Annotated in this window: 21 protein-coding genes; 6 read left to right on the plus strand and 15 right to left on the minus strand. The window is 36.6% G+C overall.

The features are described from left to right. Positions 1-9 precede the first annotated feature (9 nt). The 4 genes from BMS_RS12560 to BMS_RS12575 all read right to left on the minus strand — a co-directional run bounded on the left by BMS_RS12560 (position 10) and on the right by BMS_RS12575 (position 5,316). Entirely contained in the window at positions 10-429 is a 420-nt protein-coding gene (locus tag BMS_RS12560; protein ID WP_014245195.1) for a VOC family protein, read from the minus strand. Between the two features lie 162 nt (positions 430-591). Further along, positions 592-3,012 (minus strand): endopeptidase La, encoded by a 2,421-nt coding sequence (gene lon, locus BMS_RS12565; protein WP_014245196.1) that lies wholly within the window; start codon positions 3,010-3,012, stop codon positions 592-594. A 368-nt stretch (positions 3,013-3,380) separates the two neighbouring features. Next, positions 3,381-4,691 carry an ATP-dependent Clp protease ATP-binding subunit ClpX gene (gene clpX / locus BMS_RS12570; RefSeq protein ID WP_014245197.1) on the minus strand — a complete coding sequence of 437 codons (1,311 nt, stop codon included), beginning with the start codon at positions 4,689-4,691 and terminating at the stop codon, positions 3,381-3,383. Positions 4,692-4,707: 16 nt separating this feature from the next. Beyond that, positions 4,708-5,316 (minus strand): ATP-dependent Clp protease proteolytic subunit, encoded by a 609-nt coding sequence (locus BMS_RS12575; protein ID WP_014245198.1) that lies wholly within the window; start codon positions 5,314-5,316, stop codon positions 4,708-4,710. Positions 5,317-5,621: 305 nt separating this feature from the next. On the opposite strand from BMS_RS12575, the gene BMS_RS12580 reads away from it, so the two are divergent. The 3 genes from BMS_RS12580 (at position 5,622) to BMS_RS12590 (ending at position 7,251) form a co-directional block, all read left to right on the plus strand. Continuing rightward, the gene (locus BMS_RS12580; protein ID WP_014245199.1) at positions 5,622-6,224 is read left to right on the plus strand and encodes a peroxiredoxin; all 603 of its coding nucleotides are present in this window, start codon (positions 5,622-5,624) and stop codon (positions 6,222-6,224) included. A 74-nt stretch (positions 6,225-6,298) separates the two neighbouring features. After that, positions 6,299-6,907, plus strand: coding sequence for a DedA family protein (locus BMS_RS12585; protein ID WP_014245200.1), 609 nt, complete (start codon positions 6,299-6,301; stop codon positions 6,905-6,907). Positions 6,908-7,041: 134 nt separating this feature from the next. Next, positions 7,042-7,251 carry a hypothetical protein gene (locus BMS_RS12590; protein WP_014245201.1) on the plus strand — a complete coding sequence of 70 codons (210 nt, stop codon included), beginning with the start codon at positions 7,042-7,044 and terminating at the stop codon, positions 7,249-7,251. A 137-nt stretch (positions 7,252-7,388) separates the two neighbouring features. Here the strand turns inward: BMS_RS12590 and BMS_RS12595 are convergent, their stop codons facing one another. The 8 genes from BMS_RS12595 to BMS_RS12630 form a co-directional block, all read right to left on the minus strand. Further along, complete coding sequence (locus BMS_RS12595) at positions 7,389-7,862, minus strand: hypothetical protein (RefSeq protein WP_407635797.1); 474 nt, start codon at positions 7,860-7,862, stop codon at positions 7,389-7,391. A gap of 102 nt (positions 7,863-7,964) precedes the next feature. After that, positions 7,965-9,275 (minus strand): PhoH family protein, encoded by a 1,311-nt coding sequence (locus tag BMS_RS12600; RefSeq protein ID WP_044557595.1) that lies wholly within the window; start codon positions 9,273-9,275, stop codon positions 7,965-7,967. 156 nt (positions 9,276-9,431) lie between these two features. Next, on the minus strand, positions 9,432-10,541 hold the full coding sequence (locus BMS_RS12605) for a hypothetical protein (protein ID WP_014245204.1): 1,110 nt from the start codon (positions 10,539-10,541) through the stop codon (positions 9,432-9,434). Positions 10,542-10,547: 6 nt separating this feature from the next. Beyond that, a complete protein-coding gene (locus tag BMS_RS12610) occupies positions 10,548-11,513 on the minus strand; it encodes a hypothetical protein (protein WP_044557596.1) in 966 nt (321 codons plus the stop codon). Between the two features lie 87 nt (positions 11,514-11,600). Then, entirely contained in the window at positions 11,601-12,818 is a 1,218-nt protein-coding gene (locus tag BMS_RS12615) for a pyridoxal phosphate-dependent aminotransferase (protein WP_014245206.1), read from the minus strand. A gap of 7 nt (positions 12,819-12,825) precedes the next feature. Next, the gene (coaD, locus tag BMS_RS12620) at positions 12,826-13,299 is read right to left on the minus strand and encodes a pantetheine-phosphate adenylyltransferase (protein WP_014245207.1); all 474 of its coding nucleotides are present in this window, start codon (positions 13,297-13,299) and stop codon (positions 12,826-12,828) included. Between the two features lie 59 nt (positions 13,300-13,358). Continuing rightward, positions 13,359-13,940 (minus strand): RsmD family RNA methyltransferase, encoded by a 582-nt coding sequence (locus tag BMS_RS12625; RefSeq protein ID WP_014245208.1) that lies wholly within the window; start codon positions 13,938-13,940, stop codon positions 13,359-13,361. Between the two features lie 22 nt (positions 13,941-13,962). Then, on the minus strand, positions 13,963-14,562 hold the full coding sequence (locus BMS_RS12630; RefSeq protein WP_014245209.1) for a hypothetical protein: 600 nt from the start codon (positions 14,560-14,562) through the stop codon (positions 13,963-13,965). A gap of 263 nt (positions 14,563-14,825) precedes the next feature. On the opposite strand from BMS_RS12630, the gene BMS_RS12635 reads away from it, so the two are divergent. Further along, a complete protein-coding gene (locus BMS_RS12635; protein ID WP_044557597.1) occupies positions 14,826-17,654 on the plus strand; it encodes a hypothetical protein in 2,829 nt (942 codons plus the stop codon). Between the two features lie 48 nt (positions 17,655-17,702). Next, positions 17,703-19,334, plus strand: a complete 1,632-nt coding sequence (locus BMS_RS12640; RefSeq protein ID WP_014245211.1) for a ChaN family lipoprotein — start codon at positions 17,703-17,705, stop codon at positions 19,332-19,334. Here the strand turns inward: BMS_RS12640 and BMS_RS12645 are convergent. After that, positions 19,331-20,776: an ATP-binding protein gene (locus BMS_RS12645; RefSeq protein ID WP_014245212.1), complete on the minus strand. Its 1,446-nt coding sequence runs from the start codon at positions 20,774-20,776 to the stop codon at positions 19,331-19,333. The two genes, BMS_RS12640 and BMS_RS12645, sit on opposite strands and share 4 nt — an antisense overlap. A gap of 195 nt (positions 20,777-20,971) precedes the next feature. Here BMS_RS12645 and BMS_RS12650 point away from each other — a divergent pair, with 195 nt between their 5' ends. Continuing rightward, on the plus strand, positions 20,972-21,862 hold the full coding sequence (locus tag BMS_RS12650; protein ID WP_014245213.1) for a TonB C-terminal domain-containing protein: 891 nt from the start codon (positions 20,972-20,974) through the stop codon (positions 21,860-21,862). Here the strand turns inward: BMS_RS12650 and BMS_RS12655 are convergent. Both BMS_RS12655 and BMS_RS12660 read right to left on the minus strand, forming a co-directional pair. Next, positions 21,855-22,265, minus strand: coding sequence for a hypothetical protein (locus BMS_RS12655; RefSeq protein ID WP_014245214.1), 411 nt, complete (start codon positions 22,263-22,265; stop codon positions 21,855-21,857). The two genes, BMS_RS12650 and BMS_RS12655, sit on opposite strands and share 8 nt — an antisense overlap. 4 nt (positions 22,266-22,269) lie before the next feature. Beyond that, positions 22,270-22,743, minus strand: a complete 474-nt coding sequence (locus BMS_RS12660) for a hypothetical protein (protein ID WP_044557598.1) — start codon at positions 22,741-22,743, stop codon at positions 22,270-22,272. Positions 22,744-22,863: the final 120 nt, after the last annotated feature.

The following is a 22,863-nucleotide window of genomic DNA, read 5'->3' on the forward strand; positions in this document are numbered from 1 at the left end:
TTTTAAGTTTTACCAGCTCCCCGTATTCTCCATAGATGCAAAAGGTTCAACTGGCGCCATTGGCTCACCTGCTTGTAGTAACTCAATAGAGATACCATCAGGACACTTTATAAAGGCCATATAGCCATCTCTAGGCGGTCTCAGTATTGTCACGCCAGCATTCATAAGCTCTAGACATTTTTCATTGATATTATCTACTCTAAAAGCAAGGTGACCAAAGTTTCTACCACTGCTATAGCTCTCAGTCTCACCCCAATTGTGAGTAAGCTCTACTTCCGGCTCACCTTTTTCAGTGGCCAAGTAAACAAGAGTAAACTCTCCCTGTGGGTAATCATTCCTTCTAATTTCTTTTAAGCCTAATTTATTAACATAGAAATCGAGTGACTTCTCAAGATCTAGAACTCTTATCATTGAGTGCAAAAATTTCATAAACTCCTCCCTTATCTACACAAGAGATTAAGTGCAAAATGAATTAAAGTCATGGAAAGATTTTAATGTCTAAGAAAAAAGAAAAGGGAGAACTTAGTTCTCCCTTTTCACCCCAATACCATCAAGCAAAAAAATACCACTTTTTAAGCTGATTAAATTTTATTAATTTGCAACTTCTAAACCACCAGCATCTGAATCGATAACTTTTAGTTGAGGAGCTACATGTTGCATGAACTGCTCAGGATTCTGAAGTTCAAGCGCATTCTTAAGAACATTATCCACTTGGTAGCAAGGAATAATTGTTAAACCGCTTTTTACTTCTGATGGAATCTCTGGAAGGTCTTTCTCATTCTTTATTGGAATGATTACCGTTTCAATTCCTGATTGCTTAGCAGCTAATAGCTTTTCTTTTAATCCACCAATTGGAAGAACTCGCCCTCTAATTGTTACTTCACCAGTCATTGCAACATTTTGCTTAACAGGAATTCCTGTGATCGCAGATGTAAGAGCTGTTACCATTGTAATACCAGCACTTGGACCATCTTTTGGTGTTGCTCCTTCTGGAACATGTACGTGAATATCATTCTTATCATACCAGCTAGCATCAATTCCTAACTGAGCACTAATTGATCTTACGTAGCTTAGGGCCGCTGAAGCAGACTCTTGCATCACTTCGCCAAGCTTACCTGTAATCTTAACTTGCCCCTTTCCTGGTACAGTAACAACTTCAATATGAAGTAATTCACCACCAACAGAAGTCCAGGCCAGTCCATTTACAAGTCCTACTTGAGGCTCAACTTCTACAGCTGTTCTATCAAATCTCTTTGGACCTAAGTACTTAGTAAGTTGCTTAGGAGTTACGCTAAACTTCTTACCTTCTTTGTGATCTTTTGCAACAACTTCAGTAGCAATTTTTCTACAAACAGTGTTAAGTAGTCTTTGGAACTCTCTAACACCAGCTTCTTTTGTATAACCTCTAACTACTTCTAGTACAGAGTTATCACTCATTGCCACATCATAATTATCAAGACCATTATTCTTAATTGCTTTCTTTAGTAAGTATCTCTTACCAATTTGAAGTTTTTCCTGTGGTGTATACCCAGAGACATTGATGATTTCCATTCTATCTCTAAGAGGACCTGGGATTCTTCCAAGATCATTCGCCGTCATAACAAACATTACTTGTGAAAGATCATACTCACACTCAATGTAATGATCAGCAAAGTTCTTATTCTGTTCTGGATCTAGAACTTCTAACATTGCAGCAGCTGGGTCACCTCTCATATCAGAGCTCATTTTATCGATCTCATCTAAAAGAATAACTGGATTACTTGTTCCCGCTTTCTTAAGAGCAGAAATAATTTTACCAGGCATTGCCCCAACATATGTTCTTCTATGTCCTCTTATCTCAGACTCATCTCTAACTCCACCTAGAGAAATTCTTACAAAATTTCTATCAAGTGATTCAGCTAGTGACTTTGCAATCGAAGTCTTCCCTACACCTGGAGGACCAGCAAGACAAAGAATCGTTCCTTTACCTTCGTCTTTAACTAAAGATCTAACAGAAAGATATTCTACAATTCTCTCTTTAACATCTTTCATTCCATAGTGGTGGCTATCTAGGATTTCCCAAGCCTTCTTAATATCGTTATCGTCAGTCGTATACTCATCCCATGGAAGATTAGTCATCCAATCGATGTAGTTTCTCACAACAGCAGCTTCAGCTGACATTGGAGACATTGACTTTAATTTCTTGATTTCTTTTAAAGTTTTTTCACGAGCTTCTTCAGGCATTTTCTTTTTAGCTAGCTTCTCTTCCATCTCATTGATGTCAGACTTACCATCATCTTTTTGCCCAAGCTCTTTTTGAATAGCATTCATTTGCTCATTCAAATAATATTCTTTCTGAGATTTTTCCATTTGCTGCTTAACGCGAGTTTTGATTCTTCTCTCAACGTTAATAACCTCAATCTCCCCTTGCATTTTCTCAAGTAAAAGGTGAAGTCTATCTTCAACATTTACTGCTTCTAGAATTTCTTGCTTCTCAGGGATCTTCATACTTAAGTGAGCAACAATAATATCAGCTAATCTTGATGGATCAGTGATAGAAGAGATACTCATAAGTAGTTCAGGTGGAATTCTCTTATTTAATTTTACGTATTGTTCAAAAGTGCTTTTGATACTTCTCATTGTTGCTTCAAGATTTACAACGTCTACAACCTCAGATTGTGACTTTGTAACTTCTGCCCAATAACCTTCAGGCTTTGCAACAAATTCATTGATATTTGCTCTATACTTACCTTCGATTAATACCTTTACAGTATTGTCAGGTAATCTGAGCATTTGAATAATGTTTACAACTGTTCCCACATCGTAGACATCTCCCCTCTCAGGATTGAGAACGTTGGCGTCTTTCTGTGTTACAAGGAATAATTCATTGTTGTTCTTTGCCGCTTCCTCTAGCGCCGCAATCGACTTTTCTCTACCTACGAAGAGAGGTACCACCATGTGTGGAAAAATAATAACGTCTCTTAGTGGAAGAAGAGGAAATCTCTTTGAATCAACAGACTTGTTGTCTGACATAGTACCTCCTGCACTACTGGTATTGGTTGGGAAAACATATTTGTGACCTCATGTCGCTTAAAATATGTCTTGTATAAATTGTCTCGTAAAATCAAATCTGGGTCAAAAAAAAAGTTAAGGCATCCTTTTCCTCTAAAAAAATTTTATACCCAGTGATATTGCCTCTCTAGAGGCTTTTTTCCCTCTAAAGTACTGAAAACTAGTTGCAATAAATAAATGTCAGAAAATGTTAATTGAAAAAAAAATGATCACATTTTTAAAGAAGTGACTAAATGTTAGATAAGCTTCAATCACTGGTTCTAAGTGGCCCTAAAATAAAAAAGGCCACATAAAATGCGGCCTTTAATACTATTTATTTATCTAAATATTTAAGATGCAGACTCTATATCACTCTTAGCTTTTAGAGTGCTTCCTCCACCACCTCTTGGAGTTCTCTCTCCCTCGATAGTTTTAGGTGACTCTGTACCAAGAATAGATTCTTTTGTTACAACAATCTTACAAATCTTATCGTTAGAAGGTACTTCATACATAACATCTAACATTGTTTGCTCTAGAATTGCTCTAAGTCCTCTCGCACCAGTCTTCTTTCTAAGAGCAGTTGCCGCAACTTCTTTCAGCGCTTCCTCTTCGAACTCAACTTCAATTCCGTCGTACTCAAAAAGTTTTTCGTATTGTTTAGTAATTGCATTCTTAGGCTCAGTTAAAATTTTAACTAACGCCTCTTCATCTAGTTCTTGTAAAAGAGCATTTACAGGAAGACGTCCGATAAATTCAGGAATAAGTCCAAACTTAGATAAATCTTCCGCTTCAATTCCACCGAGTTTTTCAACTACAGATTGCTCTACTTTTTCTTCTTTTGTTACAAGCCCCATTGGACGCTTTGTTAATCTCTTTTCGATAATTTTATCAAGACCAACAAATGCACCAGCAACAATGAAGAGAATATTCTTTGTATCAACTTGAATAAACTCTTGCTGAGGATGCTTTCTTCCACCCTTAGGAGGTACCGCCGCAACAGTTCCTTCAACTAATTTTAGAAGTGCTTGCTGAACACCTTCACCCGAAACATCTCTCGTAATCGAAGGGTTCTCACTCTTTCTAGCAATTTTATCAATCTCATCAATATAGACAATTCCGCGCTGAGCTCTCTCAACATCGTAATCGCATGATTGTAGTAAATTAAGAATAATATTCTCAACGTCCTCACCTACATATCCAGCTTCTGTTAAAGAAGTTGCATCTGCAATAGCGAAAGGTACATTTAAATACTTTGCTAAAGACTGAGCGATTAACGTCTTACCTGAACCAGTTGGACCTGCAAGAAGAATATTCGACTTCGCTAATTCAACTTCGTCTTTGCGACCTTTGTTTACACTACCGTGAGAAATTCTCTTGTAGTGATTATGAACCGCAACAGAGATAATCTTCTTTGCTCTATCTTGCCCAATAACATAGTTATCAAGGTGTAATTTAATTTCATGAGGCTTTGGAACATTATCTAAAGAGGCCTTACTCGTAGACTTTACTGAGTCCTCATAAATAATATCGTTACAAAGCTCAATACACTCATCACAAATATAGGTTCCAGGACCTGCAATTAATTTCTTAACTTCCTTTTGCGACTTTCCACAAAAGTTACATTCTAGAGTGCTATTGTAGCTACCATTTTTCTTCGTCATAAGGGTGGTCCTTTATCTATTTCTTTTTCTCAATAATGTGATCAATAATTCCAAGCTCAATTGCTTCAGTTGGAGAGAGGTAGTTATCTCTATCCGTTGCTGCAACAATCTTATCCATACTCATCTCTTTAGCTGAGTGCTTAATATAAATACCATTTAACTGGTCTTTTAAATCTTGAATTTCTTTTGCTTGAATTTGAATATCAGAACATTGTCCTTGAGCTCCACCAAGTGGTTGGTGAATCATAATTCTAGAGTGCGGCATAGAGTATCTATGTCCCTCGGCTCCAGCAGTCAGAAGTAGTGACCCCATTGAAGCAGCAAGACCTACACAATAAGTATGAACAGGACAAGAGATGTATTGCATTACATCGTAAATCCCAAGACCAGCATATACAGATCCACCTGGACTATTAATATAAAAGTGAATTGGTGCATCTGGATCGTCAGTTTCTAAAAATAACATTTGGGCCATAATTAAATTGGCCACAGTATCATTCACCTGCGTTCCTAAGAAAACAATTCTATCTAATAATAGTCTTGAATAAATATCGTATTGTCTTTCCCCACGCGCCGTTTGTTCGATAACAATTGGATTTGGAATGTGCATTTTGGGATTACTCATGGTTCTCTACCCTCTGTTTGATTAAGTAAATGATCGTATTCTTTAGTACTTGTCGTACCGTTTCAAGAAATACTTTAATCAAAAGACTAAACTTTCACGAATAATGTCACAACTAAAAACAACATTTATTTTCAATTATTTCAATACTTTAGTTGAACAAAAGACTCCATTGACTCCCCTTTGATCTCACCTCCTCTCAAACACACTGCACTACTTGGTGACTTTTATCCGCTAAGTCTTGAATTTGCCTCCCCAAGAGCTTAAAGTCTTAGCAAATATTTTTACATAAATATAAGGAGACTTTCATGACTACAGAAACTGTTTATCCAACTTCACTTGTTGGTAAAGAAGCACCAGAATTCAAAGGTCAAGCTGTTGTAAACGGTGAGATCAAAGAAATCGCACTTTCAGACTTCAAAGGTAAGTGGAAAGTTCTTTTCTTCTACCCACTAGATTTCACATTTGTTTGTCCTACAGAAATCACTGCATTCTCTGACAAGATTCAAATGTTCAAAGACCTTAACTGTGAAGTTATTGGTTGTTCAGTTGATTCTGAATTCTCTCACCTTGCTTGGACTCAACAACCAAGAAACAAGGGTGGACTTGGAGAAATTGCTTACCCACTTCTTTCTGACTTAACTAAAGAAGTAGCTAGAAGCTACGGTGTATTAATGGATGACGCTGTTGCATTCCGTGGAACATTCGTTATTGATGATAACAATGTTGTACAACACTGTTCAATCAACAACCTATCTGTTGGTAGAAACGTTGAAGAAATCGCTCGTCTAGTAGACGGTTACCAATATACAGCTAAGCACGGAGAAGTTTGTCCAGCTGGTTGGAATAACGGTGCAGATACTATGAAGCCAGATCCAACAGGATCTCAAGAGTACTTCAACAAGTTATAAGAATAATTTAAAAATTATTTTTTATATGGGGCCACTCTTTATAGGGTGGCCCTCTTTAATTCAAGGCAATAAAAATGGAAATGATTCTTGAGTATATACAGGCCAACGTGGCCATTGCTCCATACTTAATTTTTGGACTGCTCTTCCTTGCTGGTTTTAATCTTCCAGTCTCAGAAGATATTATGCTCTTTGTCTCTGCTCTTATTGCTTCAAAGAATCCAGAGTATACTTACCAACTCTTTGCTGCTGTTTTTCTAGGCGCCTATGTTAGTGATCTCATTTGCTACGGCTTTATGGGTAGATTTCTTGGTAATAAAATATTTAAACTCAAATTCTTTGCCTCTATAGCCTCCCCTGAGAAAATAGAGAAAGTTAATAACTTCTACAATAAGTACGGAATTATGACTCTTCTCATTGGTCGCTTTATTCCCTTCGGCGTGAGAAACGCTCTCTTTCTAACTGCTGGGCTTGGAAAGATGAATGCGTGGAAATTTGCAATTAGTGATCTTATCGCTTGTACTATTTCGTGCGTAAGCTTCTTTGCTCTCTATTATAATTATGGTGAGACAGTTATCGAGTACGTGAAAAAAGGAAATATCATTCTCTTTTCCATCGCACTTATTGGGGTCGTTATCTTCTTTATCAAGAAGAAAAAGGATCAAAAAGCACTTAACTCTCTATAATTACAGAGTTTTCACAAAAGTTGTGTAAATTATATAATCGCTGTGCGTTCTCGTTGTTTTTACGATTTCGATCTGTCATAAAGGGTTTCACAAAATATGTGAAACACAAAAAAACACTAAAACATGAGAATTGAATGACAGCAGTAAATAATAAAATAGTCTCTCTAAAGAACTGGAAGGATAAGAAACTTGAAACAAGTGAGGAAACTTCCCTTCTCAATTACCTGAAGGCCCTTAGCTTTCACGATCTAATGAGTGAGGCTGAGAACACGAGAAACGAACTCAACTCTGGTGAATTAAATAGTCAAACGACTCTAAAATATAAAACAATCCTAGTTATTTAAGAATTTAAAAAGTGAATATTTTTTCAACTCATAAAGTCTATTCGTAATTCAAGAAAAATTAAAGAAAGAATAACGATAAAATAGAAAATTAATAAAAAATTAATATAAAAAAGAAATTAAATTACAAAGGGAATAATTTAAAGAGATTCGAGAGACTGATAGTCGTGTAAGACCTTCTGCCTAAGGATTGCAAGCTTTTGATCTTGATCGTAGCCCAAGAGTTTTGCAACATGTCTAAGCAGCTTTATTCGAGATTCATCATTAGCATGGGACTCGAAGAGGTTTAATAAGAAGATTGTATTCTTAGCAAAATTTGAAACATAACTCTTTATGGCCGCTTTTGCTTCATCACTGGCCAAAACAAATTCGCAGCCGATTCTCGTCACAAAGATTTGATCAATTTCACTAAGGCCTTCAAATTGCCTTACAGTTCTGGCCTTTACTCTAATAATTCTTCCCTCTAAGTCATCCACTTCAATCTCATTTAATCTCGCTGCACTCACAGAGTGAAACTCAGGAAATTGAGGTAGACACAACATTAGAGGAATTGCATTTATTTCGGGAACACTTGGCAAGTTTTCAAGGAGAACTCCCCCTTCAGAAATATTCAAACACTTTGCCCTAAAAACATAACAATCGCTCTGATAGAGAGCGATTGTTTTTAAGGGTGAACGTAAATGTTTTCGTTTAAATTTTGCCTCTGTCATAACGCCCTATAGAAGCTTACTTGCAACCTCAGAAAGCGCTGATCTCTCACCAACTTTTAACGTCGTGTGAGCGACAATATCTTCAACTTTTAATCTCTCAACACAGTAAGAAAGCCCATTGTTGATTTCATCTAGGTATGGACTATCAATCTGCTGAGGGTCACCAGTTAAGATGATTTTTGTTCCCTCACCTGCTCTTGTAATAATTGTTTTTACTTCATGAGGTGAAAGGTTTTGTGCCTCATCAACTATTAAGTACTGTCCAGGAATTGAACGACCTCTAATATATGTTAGAGGCTCAACGTGTAATAATCCATGCTCAATAAGATCATCATAAGAAGAGTTACCACCCTTGTGCTGATTAAAGAGAAAGTCCATATTATCAAAAATTGGCTGCATCCATGGTGCAAGCTTTTCATTTACATCACCAGGTAGGAAACCAAGATCTTTTCCCATTGGTTGTACTGGTCTCGATACGAGTAGCCTTGAGTACTTCTCTTGATTAATAGTCATTTCAAGGCCAGCGGCAATTGCTAAAAGGGTCTTTCCCGTTCCGGCCTTACCTACTAGAGTAACCAATTTAACATCATCATTTAATAGTGCATCTAGAGCAAATTGTTGCTCCATATTCTTTGGATAAATTCCCCAAATACCTTCTCTCATTGGGATAAGAGGAACAATCCCCTTCTTAGAGAGAGAATATCTTCCTAGAGCGCGCTTTCTCTCATTCCCCTTTTCTTGAAGAATGAGATATTCATTTGGATAAATCTCTTGTTCATCAGCATCTTCAAAAGGAAGGTGACGATTCTTTTCAAACTCAGATAGCTCAGAAGCATCAACCTCTAAAACTCTATGACCATGGTAAATCTCATCTAATGAAATATTCTTCTTACCGTAGTCCTCAGCATCAACTCCTAAAATATCTGCTTTTAACCTTAGGTTAATATCTTTTGTAATGAGGATAACATCTTCACCTTCTTCCTTAAGCGCTAGCGCCGAAGAGAGGATGAGGTTGTCATTCACTTTTAGATCAATAACTTTATCGTACTTATCTTTAACTTTCTTATCGACGGTAATGATTAATTGACCACCATTATCTAGGGAAACCCCTTTAGTTAGAGAGCCTTGCTTTCTTAAGTCATCTACTAATCTTGAGAAGTGTCTCGCGTTTCGACCATTCTCATTTTGATCTTTTTTAAATCTGTCTACTTCTTCAACAACTACTAGCGGGATAAAGACATTATTGTCTGCAAATTGAAAAATTGCAGTTGGATCAAATAGGATAACATTAGTGTCTAGGACAAAAGTCTTTTTCAAAAGAAACCTCCACAAAGAGTGTTAAAAACCCTCTTAGTTATATAAGTATGTGTGTGTAAAAATTGATTCGTTAGATATGAAAATGAAATAGTATCATCCTTGATTATTTTCATTCTCTATAATTGTAGATAAAAGACTTGAAAGTTGCAAAATAAATTAGATATCTATATCGATATCAAAGAGATTTAGCTGAAATACTGCTCTTTTGGCCTCAAATTCCTTAAATTCGACACCTAACTCATTACTATAGAACCCTGCAATAAACTTAAATGGCCATAGCCTCAACTCAAGCCCATAACTCAGATACCCCTCAGAGAATCCTCCAAGTAGAGATACAAAAGGAAGGTCTACCTCTAGTCCTAAGTGAATTTTTCTAGAAAACGGCATATAGACATTGATAGGATGAAGATCAGCAGATAGAGAGTAAGCAATAATTCCAAAGTTCTGCTTCCAATTCACACCTGCATTTATATACATTTCTTGCTCAGGTATATCGACATCACCAGAAACTTTTCTAAACTTAGTCCCACCAACATCTAAAATACTAGCTCCCCATGAAAGCTCACTAAAACTAGTTCTAAGTGATTGCTCAAATCCAAGATCTACTCCCCAAGCTTTTCCTTTCGACCACCCTAGGGCATTTCGAATATCATCAATATCTTCGACGTCATTTTGAATCTTACTTAAGAGCTCTGTTCCAAATAAATCAAATTGCCCAGCAAGTCCCTCTCTCTGGATGTGCTTGAGAGAAATACCTATTGAGCTTCTCAGTCTTTGTTTTGATTTTGAGCTCTTTCCAAAGTTATAGGCAAAGCCCGCTACAAAACCTCTATCAACTCTATAATCAATATCTAAAAGAGGATGAACTGTATTCTCAAGTAAGAGACTCGTCCTAGTTCGAGCAAAGAGATTAAAGCCAAAGCTCGCCATTTTTAGACCGGGGTATGCCCCTGCTTGTACAAAGACAGGAAAACCTAGGAGTCGATCAGATATAGCTGCGGCATCACTACTTGGAAAGTCTTTAAAGCGATCCACTTCATCAAGAGCATTTGTCACACCTATTTGAGGATTTAGTGGAGAGATCTCTACTCCACTATTTCTGCCAAGAGCAGCTGGATTATAGAATAGAGTATATTCATCATCCGCCCTAGCTGTATAGGCGTCCCCTAGCAGTAGTGCCTTAGAACTTCTTCCCATATGCACAACTTCCTGCCCTAAAGCTGTGGAAGAAATAATGAATGTGATTAAGAAGAAAATCTTATTCAAAAAATACTACCTATGAAGTGTTTCAAATACTGCGGCGTAAAAGTACATGATATCTTCATCGTTTCCAGCAAAGAGATTTTCACATCTCTGTTGTGATGTTGTATCAAAAATGCGCGTATCAAAAGTTGGTTTAACGACAGTGATTCCAAGCTTGGCCACTTCTACCGCGGTAGAAATATTTGCAAACTCTGAAAAATCATCTCCCGTAAATGTTCCAATAAAACTATCTAATGTATCTACGAAATTATTAAAGAGTGTGATTCCCTTACAGGCATTCTCAACATTCACAAGATCAACTCCATCAACTAAGTCGGGATGCCCTTCATCTGATCCATTTACGCAATTGCCAGTATCCCCTAGCGTATCTAGGAAAGCGTTCACATTAGCATTGTAGTCGAGATAACAAGGATTCGTGCTCGTATCATTTCCAGCTCCTTTGATACCTGTTACAAAAGAGGCGTTACCAAAGTAAAAAGAAAAGTTACCAAGTTGAGCAAGTGAGAGATAGAATGCAAACGAATTCAAATCCATCCCTTTAGAGCCAAAGATTGCACTTCTATCTGCAGAGGTAGGATTAACAGCTGTTGAAATTCCTCCCGCATAGAGAAGATTCTCTAATCCTCTTTGCAAGAAGAGATATGCAGAATTATCTAAAGAGTCCATTGTACTTGTTGTAAACGTACTCATGTCTCTTAAAATCATATCTGGATCTGATACTTTTGGTAGGTCTGTTCCAAAGAGAACAGTTGTCTTGTACCCTGCCTTACACGCATAAGCCGAAGAGAGAGTTTTAATATAGTCCGCGTTCTTAGCTTGATAACCTTCTAACTCTAAAATTGAGATTGCACTATCACAGTCCCCTCTCGTCAGGGCCAAATTCGCTCTAAGAATTGCATTATCAACTTTTTCTTCTTTTTTTCCACAAGAAGCAAATTGAGCGCAAAGAGCTAAAATAAGTAAAAATCTAAGCATGAGTATTCTCCGTGGACACACTTGTCCAAGCTTCCCCTATTATCTCCCAAAGGAGACAATAGGTGGTAGAGAGAAAAAAACTCTAACTTAGCTCTGTTTTACAAACTTAATAATCTTTTCAAAGGCTTCAGTGAATAGCTCCTTAGTACTTACAAGAGATAACCTTGCAGTATTAGGTGCACCAAAAGCTTCACCAGGAACAATGGCAACGCCAGTTTCAGTAAGAAGCTTCTCACATATCTGAGCAGAATAATCAGTTAAGTCTTCATCATTCTTTCTGAACTGATCAATAATTGGCGTATTTGAGAAATCTATCAGGAAATAGAAAGCTGACTTCGTTTGATACCAACACTGAGAGAGTTGATTCTCTCTAAGCTTATCTTGAACGACTCGAGCATTTTCTCTTAAGTGAGATTTAATTGGCTCTAGATAAGTTGGAATTAAATTGAAATTGAAACCAACTAAGGCCTTTTGAGTAAGGCTATTTGCTCCCGAAGCAGTTTGGCCTTGTAACCTAGACATGGCAGAGATTAATTTCTTTGGACCAATTGTGAATCCAATTCTTAAACCAGTTAAGGCCATATTCTTTGAAACACCATCGACAATAATAGTTCTCTCTAGAAGAGACTTATCTATTTGGTAGAAGTATGTTGGTTTTGGATCAAAGTAGCTTAGTTCAAAATAAATTTCATCACTAATAATCAGTAAGTCAGGGTATTCCTTCATAAGCTCAGCAAAGCCCTGCATCCACTCTTGCGAGTAGTGAATACCTGAAGGATTATTTGGACTATTGATAATAATCGCTTTTGTCTTCTTATTTATTTTTGATTTAATATCATCCAGACTCGGTTGAAAATCATTATAGATGGAAGATGAAACAATCTGAGTCTTACCTTCATATAAATTTATGATCTCTGGATACGATAGCCAAAATGGAGCAAGTACGATGACTTCATCATTCGGATCTAAAATTGAAGCAAAAATATTTGAAAGAGAATGCTTTCCCCCATTTGAAACAATAACGTCATGAGTTTCGGACGCATCAACAGCTCTAGACTCATTAAAGTAGTCCATAACCTTTTCGCGTAATTCTTTTAACCCCGGTACTGGTGAGTACTGAAAACTATTTAAGAAAACTAATTCATTTCTTAAGCTCTCTGTAAACTCAACCGCTGGTCTAAACGGCAATTGTCCCGCCGTTAAGTTCCAAACCTTCTTCCCTTCACTCTCCATACTCACGGCTAGAGAATTTAACTTAAGGGTAATACTTTCAGAAATTCCATTTACTCTTTTACTTATTTTCATTCAAACCTCAGGCCTTCACTAGCCACTTATTTATTACCGCTGGAACGAATTCACTCACATCACCATCGTGCTTATATATCTCTTTAATGAGCGATGATGAAATATAATAATTCTGTCCCTCAGTCATGAGAAAGACTGTTTCAATTTCTGGATAAAGTTTATTATTCATAGACGCCATTTGAAACTCAACCTCAAAATCTCCAGTAGGTCTCAGTCCTCTAATAATCGTATTAATATTATTTTTCTTGGCGTAATCAACAAGCAGTCCACTCCAAGAATCAACTCTAACCTGAGTATCATCTTTAAAATGTTCCTCGAGCATCTTCACTCTTTGCTCTGCAGAGAAGAGAGGTGTTTTACTAGGAGAAACGGCAACTAAAACAGTGACTTCATCAAAGAGATTCAAAGCTCTTTTTAAAATATCATCATGTCCATTTGTAAAAGGATCAAATGTTCCAGCATAGACAGCTTTCTTCTTCATTTCTGCTCCAAGGCTTAAGACTTGCTTTGTGTTATTTTAACTTAGGAAAGTAAAATTGCCTAGCGAACCATGAGAATAAAACTTGTTCCCTGGCGATAGACTTTAGAATCAGGAAACATCTTTTCCAGCTCACTGAGCTTTACCCCTTTTTGCTGATCAGATTCTATCCAAACTTCCCCACAGTAACCCGAGCTTAAAATTAACTCTAAGCAATCAAAATAAACTTGATGGAGTTCATAGGGAGGATCTAAAAAGAGTATAGTTGATTCCTGAGTCTCTTGATCAAAGTTCTTATAGGAAATTAAAAAGCTCTGCAAAAACTTAAATGCATCAGACCTAATTAACTCCCCCGTTCCAAGATCTTTCGAGAATTTTAAAATAGAAGACAAATTCTTCTTAGTTAACGCAAAGACTTTTGCATTGGGCTCAATTAATTTAAGAGAACTTGCTCCCCTAGAAAGTGCCTCAAGTCCCATGGCACCACTACCTGCACAGAGATCGACAAAGTGAAAACCACTTAGGTCTTGCCTAGCATCAAAAATTTTTCTCCTGAGCATTACAGAGGTCGGGCGAATAAGGTCACCCTTAGGAACTAAAAGGGCCTGTCCTTTGACGAGCCCCCCTAATATTTTAATCGACATTTCTTATGGCCATTTGTGAAGGTTACGCAGCCTTCTTTGTAGCGGCATTTGAAGTTGTGGTCAAAGGAATATTAAAATTCACTCCACCGTCCATTGTAACAGTGCAACCGCTTTCTTCAGTTATCGCTATCGTGACTCCACCCATTTCAACCGAGAGACCTTTGTCTCCATCGACTTTGAGCGTCGCACTCTCTTCACCAATCTTAAAGTTTAAATTGAAGTTCATAGTTCCTTCACCAGCGAAGCCCATGGCAGCTCCTGTTGAAGTCGTTGCTGGCTTTTCCGCAGTTGGAAGAGAGACAACATTGTCCACAACCTCTGACTCACTAACAAAGTCATCTTCAATTTCATTCGAAGCTTCGGCCACAATCTCCTGAGTCTGCTCCATCGTTTCCTCTGGCGACATCTCCTGAGCTATAGATTCCACTTCTTCATCAATAGCACTTTGTAGGTCAGTTTTCTTAGCACTTACAATGGCCAACTCTTCTGGAGTTCTCTCACCATCTTCTACAAACTCTTTTTCAAGACTCTCAATTTCACTCATAATATCTTCGAGCTCTGAGTCATTAAAACTCTGCTCTGCCGTTTCCTCAATTGCCTCGTCTAGTTTTGTATCTTCCATGCTTTTCTCCTACAATTTCTAGCCATTTTTTGCGTAACAATAATTTACATAGACTCATCGACCTCAGATGTAAGAAACTTTAATATTTTGAAAAAAATCAATAATAACAATACCCTACATAAGTAATCCACTATTACTCACAAAAGATAAAAAGGGATTGTGAATGACTTTTGACCCCCAATATAGTAAAAAGCCCTACCCACTTAAGTATAGAGATAGAATAAGAATGCACTACGCAATAAAAGATATTTACGGTGTTCAAATTGAGCAATAAATTTTTCAAGGCCCAGTCTTGGCTCAATTCAACATCATCACAGAATGGACTTCTTTCTGAGGAGCTAGAAGCTTCTCTACAAGAGAGTCTAGCTCTTGAGTTTCCTGAAGAAGCTAGTGCAAAGAACTATCCGTTTAAGCCTCAGAACTTTTTAGTTCCAGGTTGGAATGGTGAGGGTCTCTTCTCTAAACCAGGCTTTGTGGTCAAACGTGCTCACAAGCAACTCCTTATTGATGCAAAATCTCAGTTCAAAGAGATTATCAATAGAAATATTACTCAACATAAAATCATTTATAACGAATTCGCTATTTATTTAGATGTAAAAGGAATTGAGAACTACCCACTCAATAGTCCTACTAAATTTTCTCAATATATTGCGAACTCAAATCAATACGATGAAGTTGTAGATGAATTTATTGACCTCTACTGCTTTAGAACTGTTACAGTTTACCTTTATAAAGCAAGATTTCTCTTAGTTCTTGCTAAGAGAATGGATATAAGTTTTGATAAAATTGATCTTCACAATCCAAACTCTATTCTAAGTAGAATTTTTAAGACAGGCTCAAGCTCTGAGCTTAAATGTGAATCATTTAAAATACATCAATTTAGCTGGTATAGACCATCACACTTTGTCAGCGAGAGCATCTCAGAGATAAAGTCTTGTCTATCTCTAATATCGACTACTGAGATGATTAAACTCTCAACATACGACCTAAGTAAGTTGGAATATTCTCACTCATACTCTCACAAGTCTTTTGGACTCTTCGTCAACAAGCTCTTAGTTCACTTTCCTAAGTGGCTTAAGAACTCAAAGGACTCAAGAACAAATGGTTTCCATGGACTTTTAAGTGCTAAGAGTACAGAAAAGCTAAGCGCTCTAACAACTAAGTTTTCAGGAAATAACCTCTCCTCTCTAAGCCTATCTCACTGGATGGCCCAAGAGAATAATGTTATCCAAAACTGGGATGAAGTGATTTGCCCAGAATTTATTGGGGATGAATTCTATCAAGGTAAGTTCACACAAATTTGCCAAGAGATACAATTTCTTACCTTCCTAGTTGATCTCGCAACCTATCAAGGGCACGACCTACTAGGACTTATTTGTAAGGTTATGAATGAGAGACATAATAAATCACTCTCCAATGAAGTTGGACAAATGTCTATCTTCTCGGGAGAGGATATCAAAACTTCTCACCAATCTTACGACCGAGTTGTTTTAAACCTCACTGAGTTACCAAAGAAGAACCCACATCACTTTCTTATGGGTCAGGTCTCAAATGAGCTTAAGAATTTAAATAAAGATGGTTACCTCTTCGTATTTAGTAATCAAAAATTCTTCGTTCCTTCTCACAGTGACAAGGTTGAACAATTTTTAAAAGATGTAAAATTAGAGGCCCTCTTCAACCTCGACCAACTAGGTGGTCGTGGAGAAATTGCAAGCTTTCTCTATGTATTTAAGAAGAGAGTTCAATTTTCAAAACCAGCTTTCATCACACCAATTGCAAGCTCAGAAAAAGAAGCATGCTTAAGCTTTAGATGGAGTGGAAATTTAGAAATATTCAATAAGTTTGAGCTTATGGTCGATGAATTCCAAGGCTTCATGGATTCAAAGCAAGCTCATTCAACGCCTGTATACCAAGCGGAACCTCTTGAGAATCTCTCTTTTGACTTTCATCAAGATGCAATTCTAGACGGTTTACTTCTAAGTTCAACAAGTAAAGACTCGTCAAATATTACGCACCCAAGTTTCTTTAAAAACTTAACAAAGTCATGCGTTCCTTTTGATTCATTTTTTCAAATAGAGAGTTTTAACCACGATGCCCATGGACAGAAGAAGAGCAGATTAACTTCTGATCTCTTAGGCATCTCTCTTAGACATGAAGAGAGATTCCCATTACTCCTTATTGTAAATTACACTAATCAAAAGAATATTACTCTTGAACTCACTAGCTCTGACGTATATCAAGCGAAGCTAGAAGAGTATGGGATGGCCTACTTCCAATACTTCGGTCTAATTCCTAAGAGAAATGAAATAAACCTCAATGTTTTTAGAGAGTATTTTAATACTCAACTTGGAAAGCAGATTATTCAACTCTTCCTAAATGGAGGAGATACAAAAGTAAAAGCGAAGCTTAGGTCTCTGTTAATTCCAAAGTTCTTCCTTGAGAATAATCAAATTCCAAGTCATATAATAGACGCATTCAAAGTCTTTAATATGAACTCTCAAGAGATTTTAAACTCTCACCCAACAGAGCTGAGTCAAGAGTTCTCTAAATCTTCAGAGCTTCTAGACTCAATTGAGAAGAAGTACCCATGGCACACTCTTGGAATGCTTTCTCACTATAAGCTATCTCTAAGCTCGTCTCTAGAAAAGCTAGACCATACTCCAACAGAGATTTTCAAGAATCCTGTTATTATTGAGCAACTTGTAAATTCTTCTTCTCAAAGTGTTTACCCAAAGAATTCTGATATCTTTGTGAGAATGCCACTAAGAAACCCAAGTGATATTCACCTTCCACTGACTAATGTTGAAATTGGTCTTGAGGGAGATAATCACTATGTTGAACTATTAAGTGGTGATCAAGTTATTATTCAACTCTATACTTCGAATAACTTAGTTCATTTTATAAAGTTCATTCTTTCAAATGCTTTAGAAATGAAAATATCTACGATCCTTCAAAATCTCAAGGTTCCAAGTGCAACAGATATTGACGATATTCTATCAAATCACTCTAGTCTCAAGGATGCCCTTGAGGAAGTTAAGTCGAAGTGTTCAAAGAGAATTCTCTCAATCTTAACTACAAATATAAATTCTTAATCTTTTCAAGACTTCGTTTTCGTTTATAATGAACTAAGAGCTTTAGTTATGAAGACGAATATACAAAAAGTAAGAAAGAATATTTATAATTATATGAAGAATAAGGCCCACGCCTTAGAGGGAAACCTATCCCCAGAGCTGATCTCTTATCAGAGAAGTCAGAATAGATATTCTAATAGAGACTTCCTTATCTCGAGCTTTCAAAACTTGGTCAAATCTTTAAAGAAGTCCAAGGTCATCTACCTCGGTGACTTCCACTCTTTTGATCAGAGCTCTAGAAACTTCCAAAGAATCATGCGACCTCTATCTAAGTCAAAGCTTCCCCTCACACTTGGGGTTGAGTTCGTCCATATCGAACACCAAAAGCATATAGATAATTACCTCGCTAATAATATTACCGAAATTGAATTTCTAGAGAATATCAACTATTACGAATCATGGCGCTTTCCATGGGCACAATATAAAGTCTTCTTTGAACTGGCGCGCGAGAGTGGCCATAGAATACTCGCACTTAACTCTATAGGTTCTCTCTCAGCTAGAGACAAGAGAGCAGCTAAAATTCTAGTCCAATATATGAAGGATCATCCTAAGGATAAACTTCTTGTTCTCTTTGGTGAGTACCATATCACTCCTAGTAAACTCCCTAAGCAGGTTCTCACTCGCTCAAAAGAGAAGTTTACTCAGACTATCGTTCACCAAAACCTAGACAAGGTCTATTGGAAGTTAGAGGACACCCAAATGGGGAGAAAGAAGACTCAAGTCATTGAGTTTGATGAGAACGAATTCTCAATTCAATCTTCTGCTCCATGGGTTAAGTATGAAAGTATGATCTACTGGTATGAAAACTTACTCGAAGACCCCGATTTTGATATTCATCAATATATGATGGAGTCAGGGCTTAAGTCCTTTACAGAAAATGCCAACGACACTTTTCTTTTTTTGACAGAGAAAATGCTGGGGGCCCTTAACTTTAAAATACCTAGCTCATATATCGAAGACTTTAACTTACACGATCATCAAAAGATGAGTTTTATTTTAAAGAAGGCCGAGGCCATAAAGTCAAAGTCGGTCTCAAAATACTTTAAAAATCTCGTCATAAAGGGTCGAAGTTTTAAGGTTCCAAATACAAATGATTACTACTGCTCAAACTATTCTATTAATAGACTCTCCTATCTAGGAGGAGTTCATATTTGGCATCTAAAGAGAAAGCTAGATAAGCTTCAGACTGTCGCGACACTTTCTTCAAACTCTCAAGAAAAGAGATTCACCTTCTTAGTCTATCAATTTTGTTACGCCTACTTCTGTTCTAAAATAATTAACCCTTATAGAAAGTGTGATCTCTATGCTGATATTTTTGAAAAATCACGCATGAAAGAAAATAAAGATACTCACTACTATAAGCTCTGCCTTGAGCTTATAGAGTATGATCATATTGAGATTGATATAAATAAAACTATAAAGGGACTATCTCTAGATAAGGTTTATAAGATTGCAAAGATAATTGGCTATATGTTTGGAGACCTCTTCTTTGACTTTCACTTTGAAAAGAACTCCAAGAAGTACTTATCAATAAATGAGATACTTTGTGAAAAAGAAATTGAAGAAGAGAATTATATAGATTTATGTAAGGCCTTGCTTCCGAAGAGAAAGTACAAGGCCTATAAGAAAAGATTTTTTTAGATCGTTTGTTGCTTCATTGCTTCGAGAATTTCTTTCTTAGTTCCCGATTGAACACTCGCAACTCTCTTGCTTTGGGCCTCTGCAGATCTCATCACAATTTGAACTTTTGATCCACAAACTTCACCTGCTCTATAAGTATTTTCAAATGAGATATCCCCACCAGCATCTTCTAGTAACTCTCTTGAAATTTGAAGAGAAAGTGGCATATGCTCATCTAAATCAGCAAGTCCATTTACTGCACTTAGAAAGTCTTTACTAAATCCTAATCCAGAATCTGTTAGATTAATAATAACACTAGTTCCTACTCTCTTGGCCGATATAGATACTCTTCCAGTCTCATCATTTTGCTGACAATTTTTAACAGCATTCATAATAACATTATAAACAACTTGCTCAAGCGCCTCATCCTCACCTCTTACAGTTAAGTCTTCAGCGATATCAAGATCAATAATGACACCTTCAGCAAGTAATTTATTACTTAGATGGTTAACTACTTTAGTTAAGCTCTTATCAATTTGAGCGACAGCACCGCTATATGATTCTTCCTCAACTCTTGTCTCCCCTTCTGCACTAAGAACAAGAGAGTCATCTGATTCTGATTGATTCCAGATATCATCTATCGCTTGCTCAGTTAAATTCTCAGGTGTAACCATCGCTTGAATTCGAGTAGAGTCTTCCTTCAATGGATTAAGTGCACTTAGAGTATGATATTGAGTAAATAACTTTGAGCAGTAAACTAACTTATTTTGTTCTAGTGCATCCTTAATAATAGTTGCAACTTCATTGTGAGCAATGGCCTCTGTACTTTCCATTCTCTTTCTAGCTTCATCTTCAGCATACTTATTTCTTTGCTCAAGCGTTCTCCTTTGAGCAAAATCCCAAAGTAGAAGAAGAGGAGCAATAAAACAGAGTGTAATTAAGAAAATAGTCAGATTACTTTTTGAAAGAGATATACTTCCCTCTTTACTGATTAGCTCTCCATCAACATTGTCATATTTCATTTCAAGCTTTTCAAATCTGTCAGAAAGATTACTTAAGATGACTTCTGCATCCTTATCTGAGAATGAACTAGAGCTCTCCTCTACTCTTTCATGAAACCAATGAATATCTGAAATCAGTGCATTCAAAGCCTGTCCAAGCTTAACCGCACTACTAGCAAAGACTTCTTGTGAGAATGTATTTACTTCTGAAAGACACTCTTCTGTTGTCTTCATAAATCCAGTTTCTAAATACATTGAGTTTGCATCGCCAATGACTTTGGCCGTGTAACTTTGATTAACTCTTGAAAAGCATGTTGCGAGATTACTCTTTAAATATGAAATATTAGAAATTTTAACATTTAACTTATGCTGGAACACACCTGTTGTAATCAACAATGCCGTGGCTCCAATTCCTATGACGGCTTTTTTACTTCTTAGCCAATTCTTAATTTCATGCTTCATTTTTTCCTATCCTTGGAAAATTATTTTAGACAAAAATAAATTAAATCCTTTAACTTATTGAAATTTTGTAGCAACACAAAAGTTGCTACTACTATTTTTGCAATTAGAGATTGGCCAGTCAAGCAGTGGTGAAAAATGCCTCGATAAATTAATAATCCCTATCTAAACACTTGTTATCTGGTATACATTATTAATATGAATTCTTGGGCTAAAATTCAAATGGACAATTATGGAACTTCACTAGTTCTATCCATCCTTATTAATATTATTTTAATGGCCCTCACCTCACTACTTTTCAATATCAAACCTTCAGTTCCCGACTCAAGTGCTCAACTTATTAATGGAAGACCTGTTATAAAGGTGAAGTCCTTTAGAACTGTTGGAGTAAAAAATGGTAATAAGAAAACCTTCTCTGTTCCAACAAAGTCTCCTTCTAAGAAAAGCTCTAATAAAACTCAAAGCTCAAGTTCTTCTCAGTCTCTAGACCTAAGTCAGCTTGGTTCTATTTCAAAAGAGCAGACGGCTCCCTCACCTGCTCCAACTCAGGGAATGACTAAGTACAAAAGTGATGACTCAAGGTTTAAGTTCGAGGCGAAGGCCCCTTTAAAACAAAGACTCCACAAACAACAGCAACAATTACAGGGCGATGTTCTCAAGCAACTAGCAGCAAATCCAAGCTTTGCCAGCGCTCTTAGTAATAAAGGCTTCAATGTTCAATTTGATCCACCAGAGGGAATTCCAGAGGATGAGCTCAATAGTGTAGAGAAAATCTTCTATAGTTTTCAAAAAAGGACATACGAGACTTACCTCAATTCTTTTCTTAAGACTTATTACAATAACCTGACGGCAAACCCTAACTTAAGGAATGACCTCTCTTCTCAAAGACATAGGCTCAATGCGAGAGTTCAATTCGATAAGAATGGACATATTCTTTCCGTAAAAATATTAAAGTCTTCTAATAGTGATAGTGTGCACGACTTATTTGAAACAACACTTGATGCTATGAGATCTATTCCCAATCCTCCAAAAGACCTTCTGGGTAAAGATGGAAATTTTACGATTTATTATTCTCTATATATTAATTAAAAATTTTTAAATAACTCCACACTGTGGAAACTAAGCAAATACTAATAACGACAGGCTTACTAAGTAGTGCCTCTTTCAAATCTGCGAAAAAGACCATTGCCTTCTCACTTGTTTCACCCATTTTCTTTCTTTTAAGCGAAACAACTCTCTTCTTCACTTTTAAAGTCATCTCTCTAGATTCAGCTTCAAAAATATCTTTAACTTCAACAGGAGCCGTCACAAATGGAATCTGTTTTAAAAAGAGCTTTCTATCACTCTTTAATTTCTTCAACTTTAGATTGCAGACTTCACAACTTTCAAAGTGTCTCGAAAGAAACTCTCCCGCGAGTTCTCCATTTTCTAAAATTAATGAAGCTTTATGAGAATGAGGACATCCATATTCCTCTTTACTTACCACGTCCATGTAATCAATTTACCTCTGTTGGTTTTCCAAGATATTCATATACTGAATTTACACCTAAATGATATTTCTCAATGGCCTCAATTCTACTCTTACCAGTGATTTCAGAAATTCTCTCCCATGAAAATGAGAGCTTCTCTCTTAAGAAGATCACCCCTCTCGACTCAATAGGCGTTCTATAAAATGGTCCAAAGTTTCTTGGTATTGTAAAACTTCCACTCAACTGCCCTACTCTTCTCTTGGCCAATCTATAGATATGTGAATAGAGAGTTGTGGACAATACTCCTAAATCCCTTCTTAACTCATCTTCAGACTCAAAGTATTCTGGAAACTTCGATGAGAAATCTCTATCCACTAAGATAAGATCAATAGCATCGAGCACTAGCTGTCCTGCCTGTAAATCATCCGGCAATAAGCTATATGCAAAAGGATAAAGTTCATTGGATTTAATTTTAAAGAATTGTTCTAAGTGTTCGCTCATCAATAATATTTTACTCTTGCCTCTTTAGGAGTGCAATAGCCTAATCCTCTATTATTTCAACACTTTAAATATCAAACGAAACTACTCAACATAAAAACTAAAGTTTTATTAACTTTAAGT

The sequence above is a fragment of the Halobacteriovorax marinus SJ genome, from assembly GCF_000210915.2.
In the GTDB taxonomy this organism is placed as follows: Bacteria; Bdellovibrionota; Bacteriovoracia; order Bacteriovoracales; family Bacteriovoracaceae; genus Halobacteriovorax; species Halobacteriovorax marinus.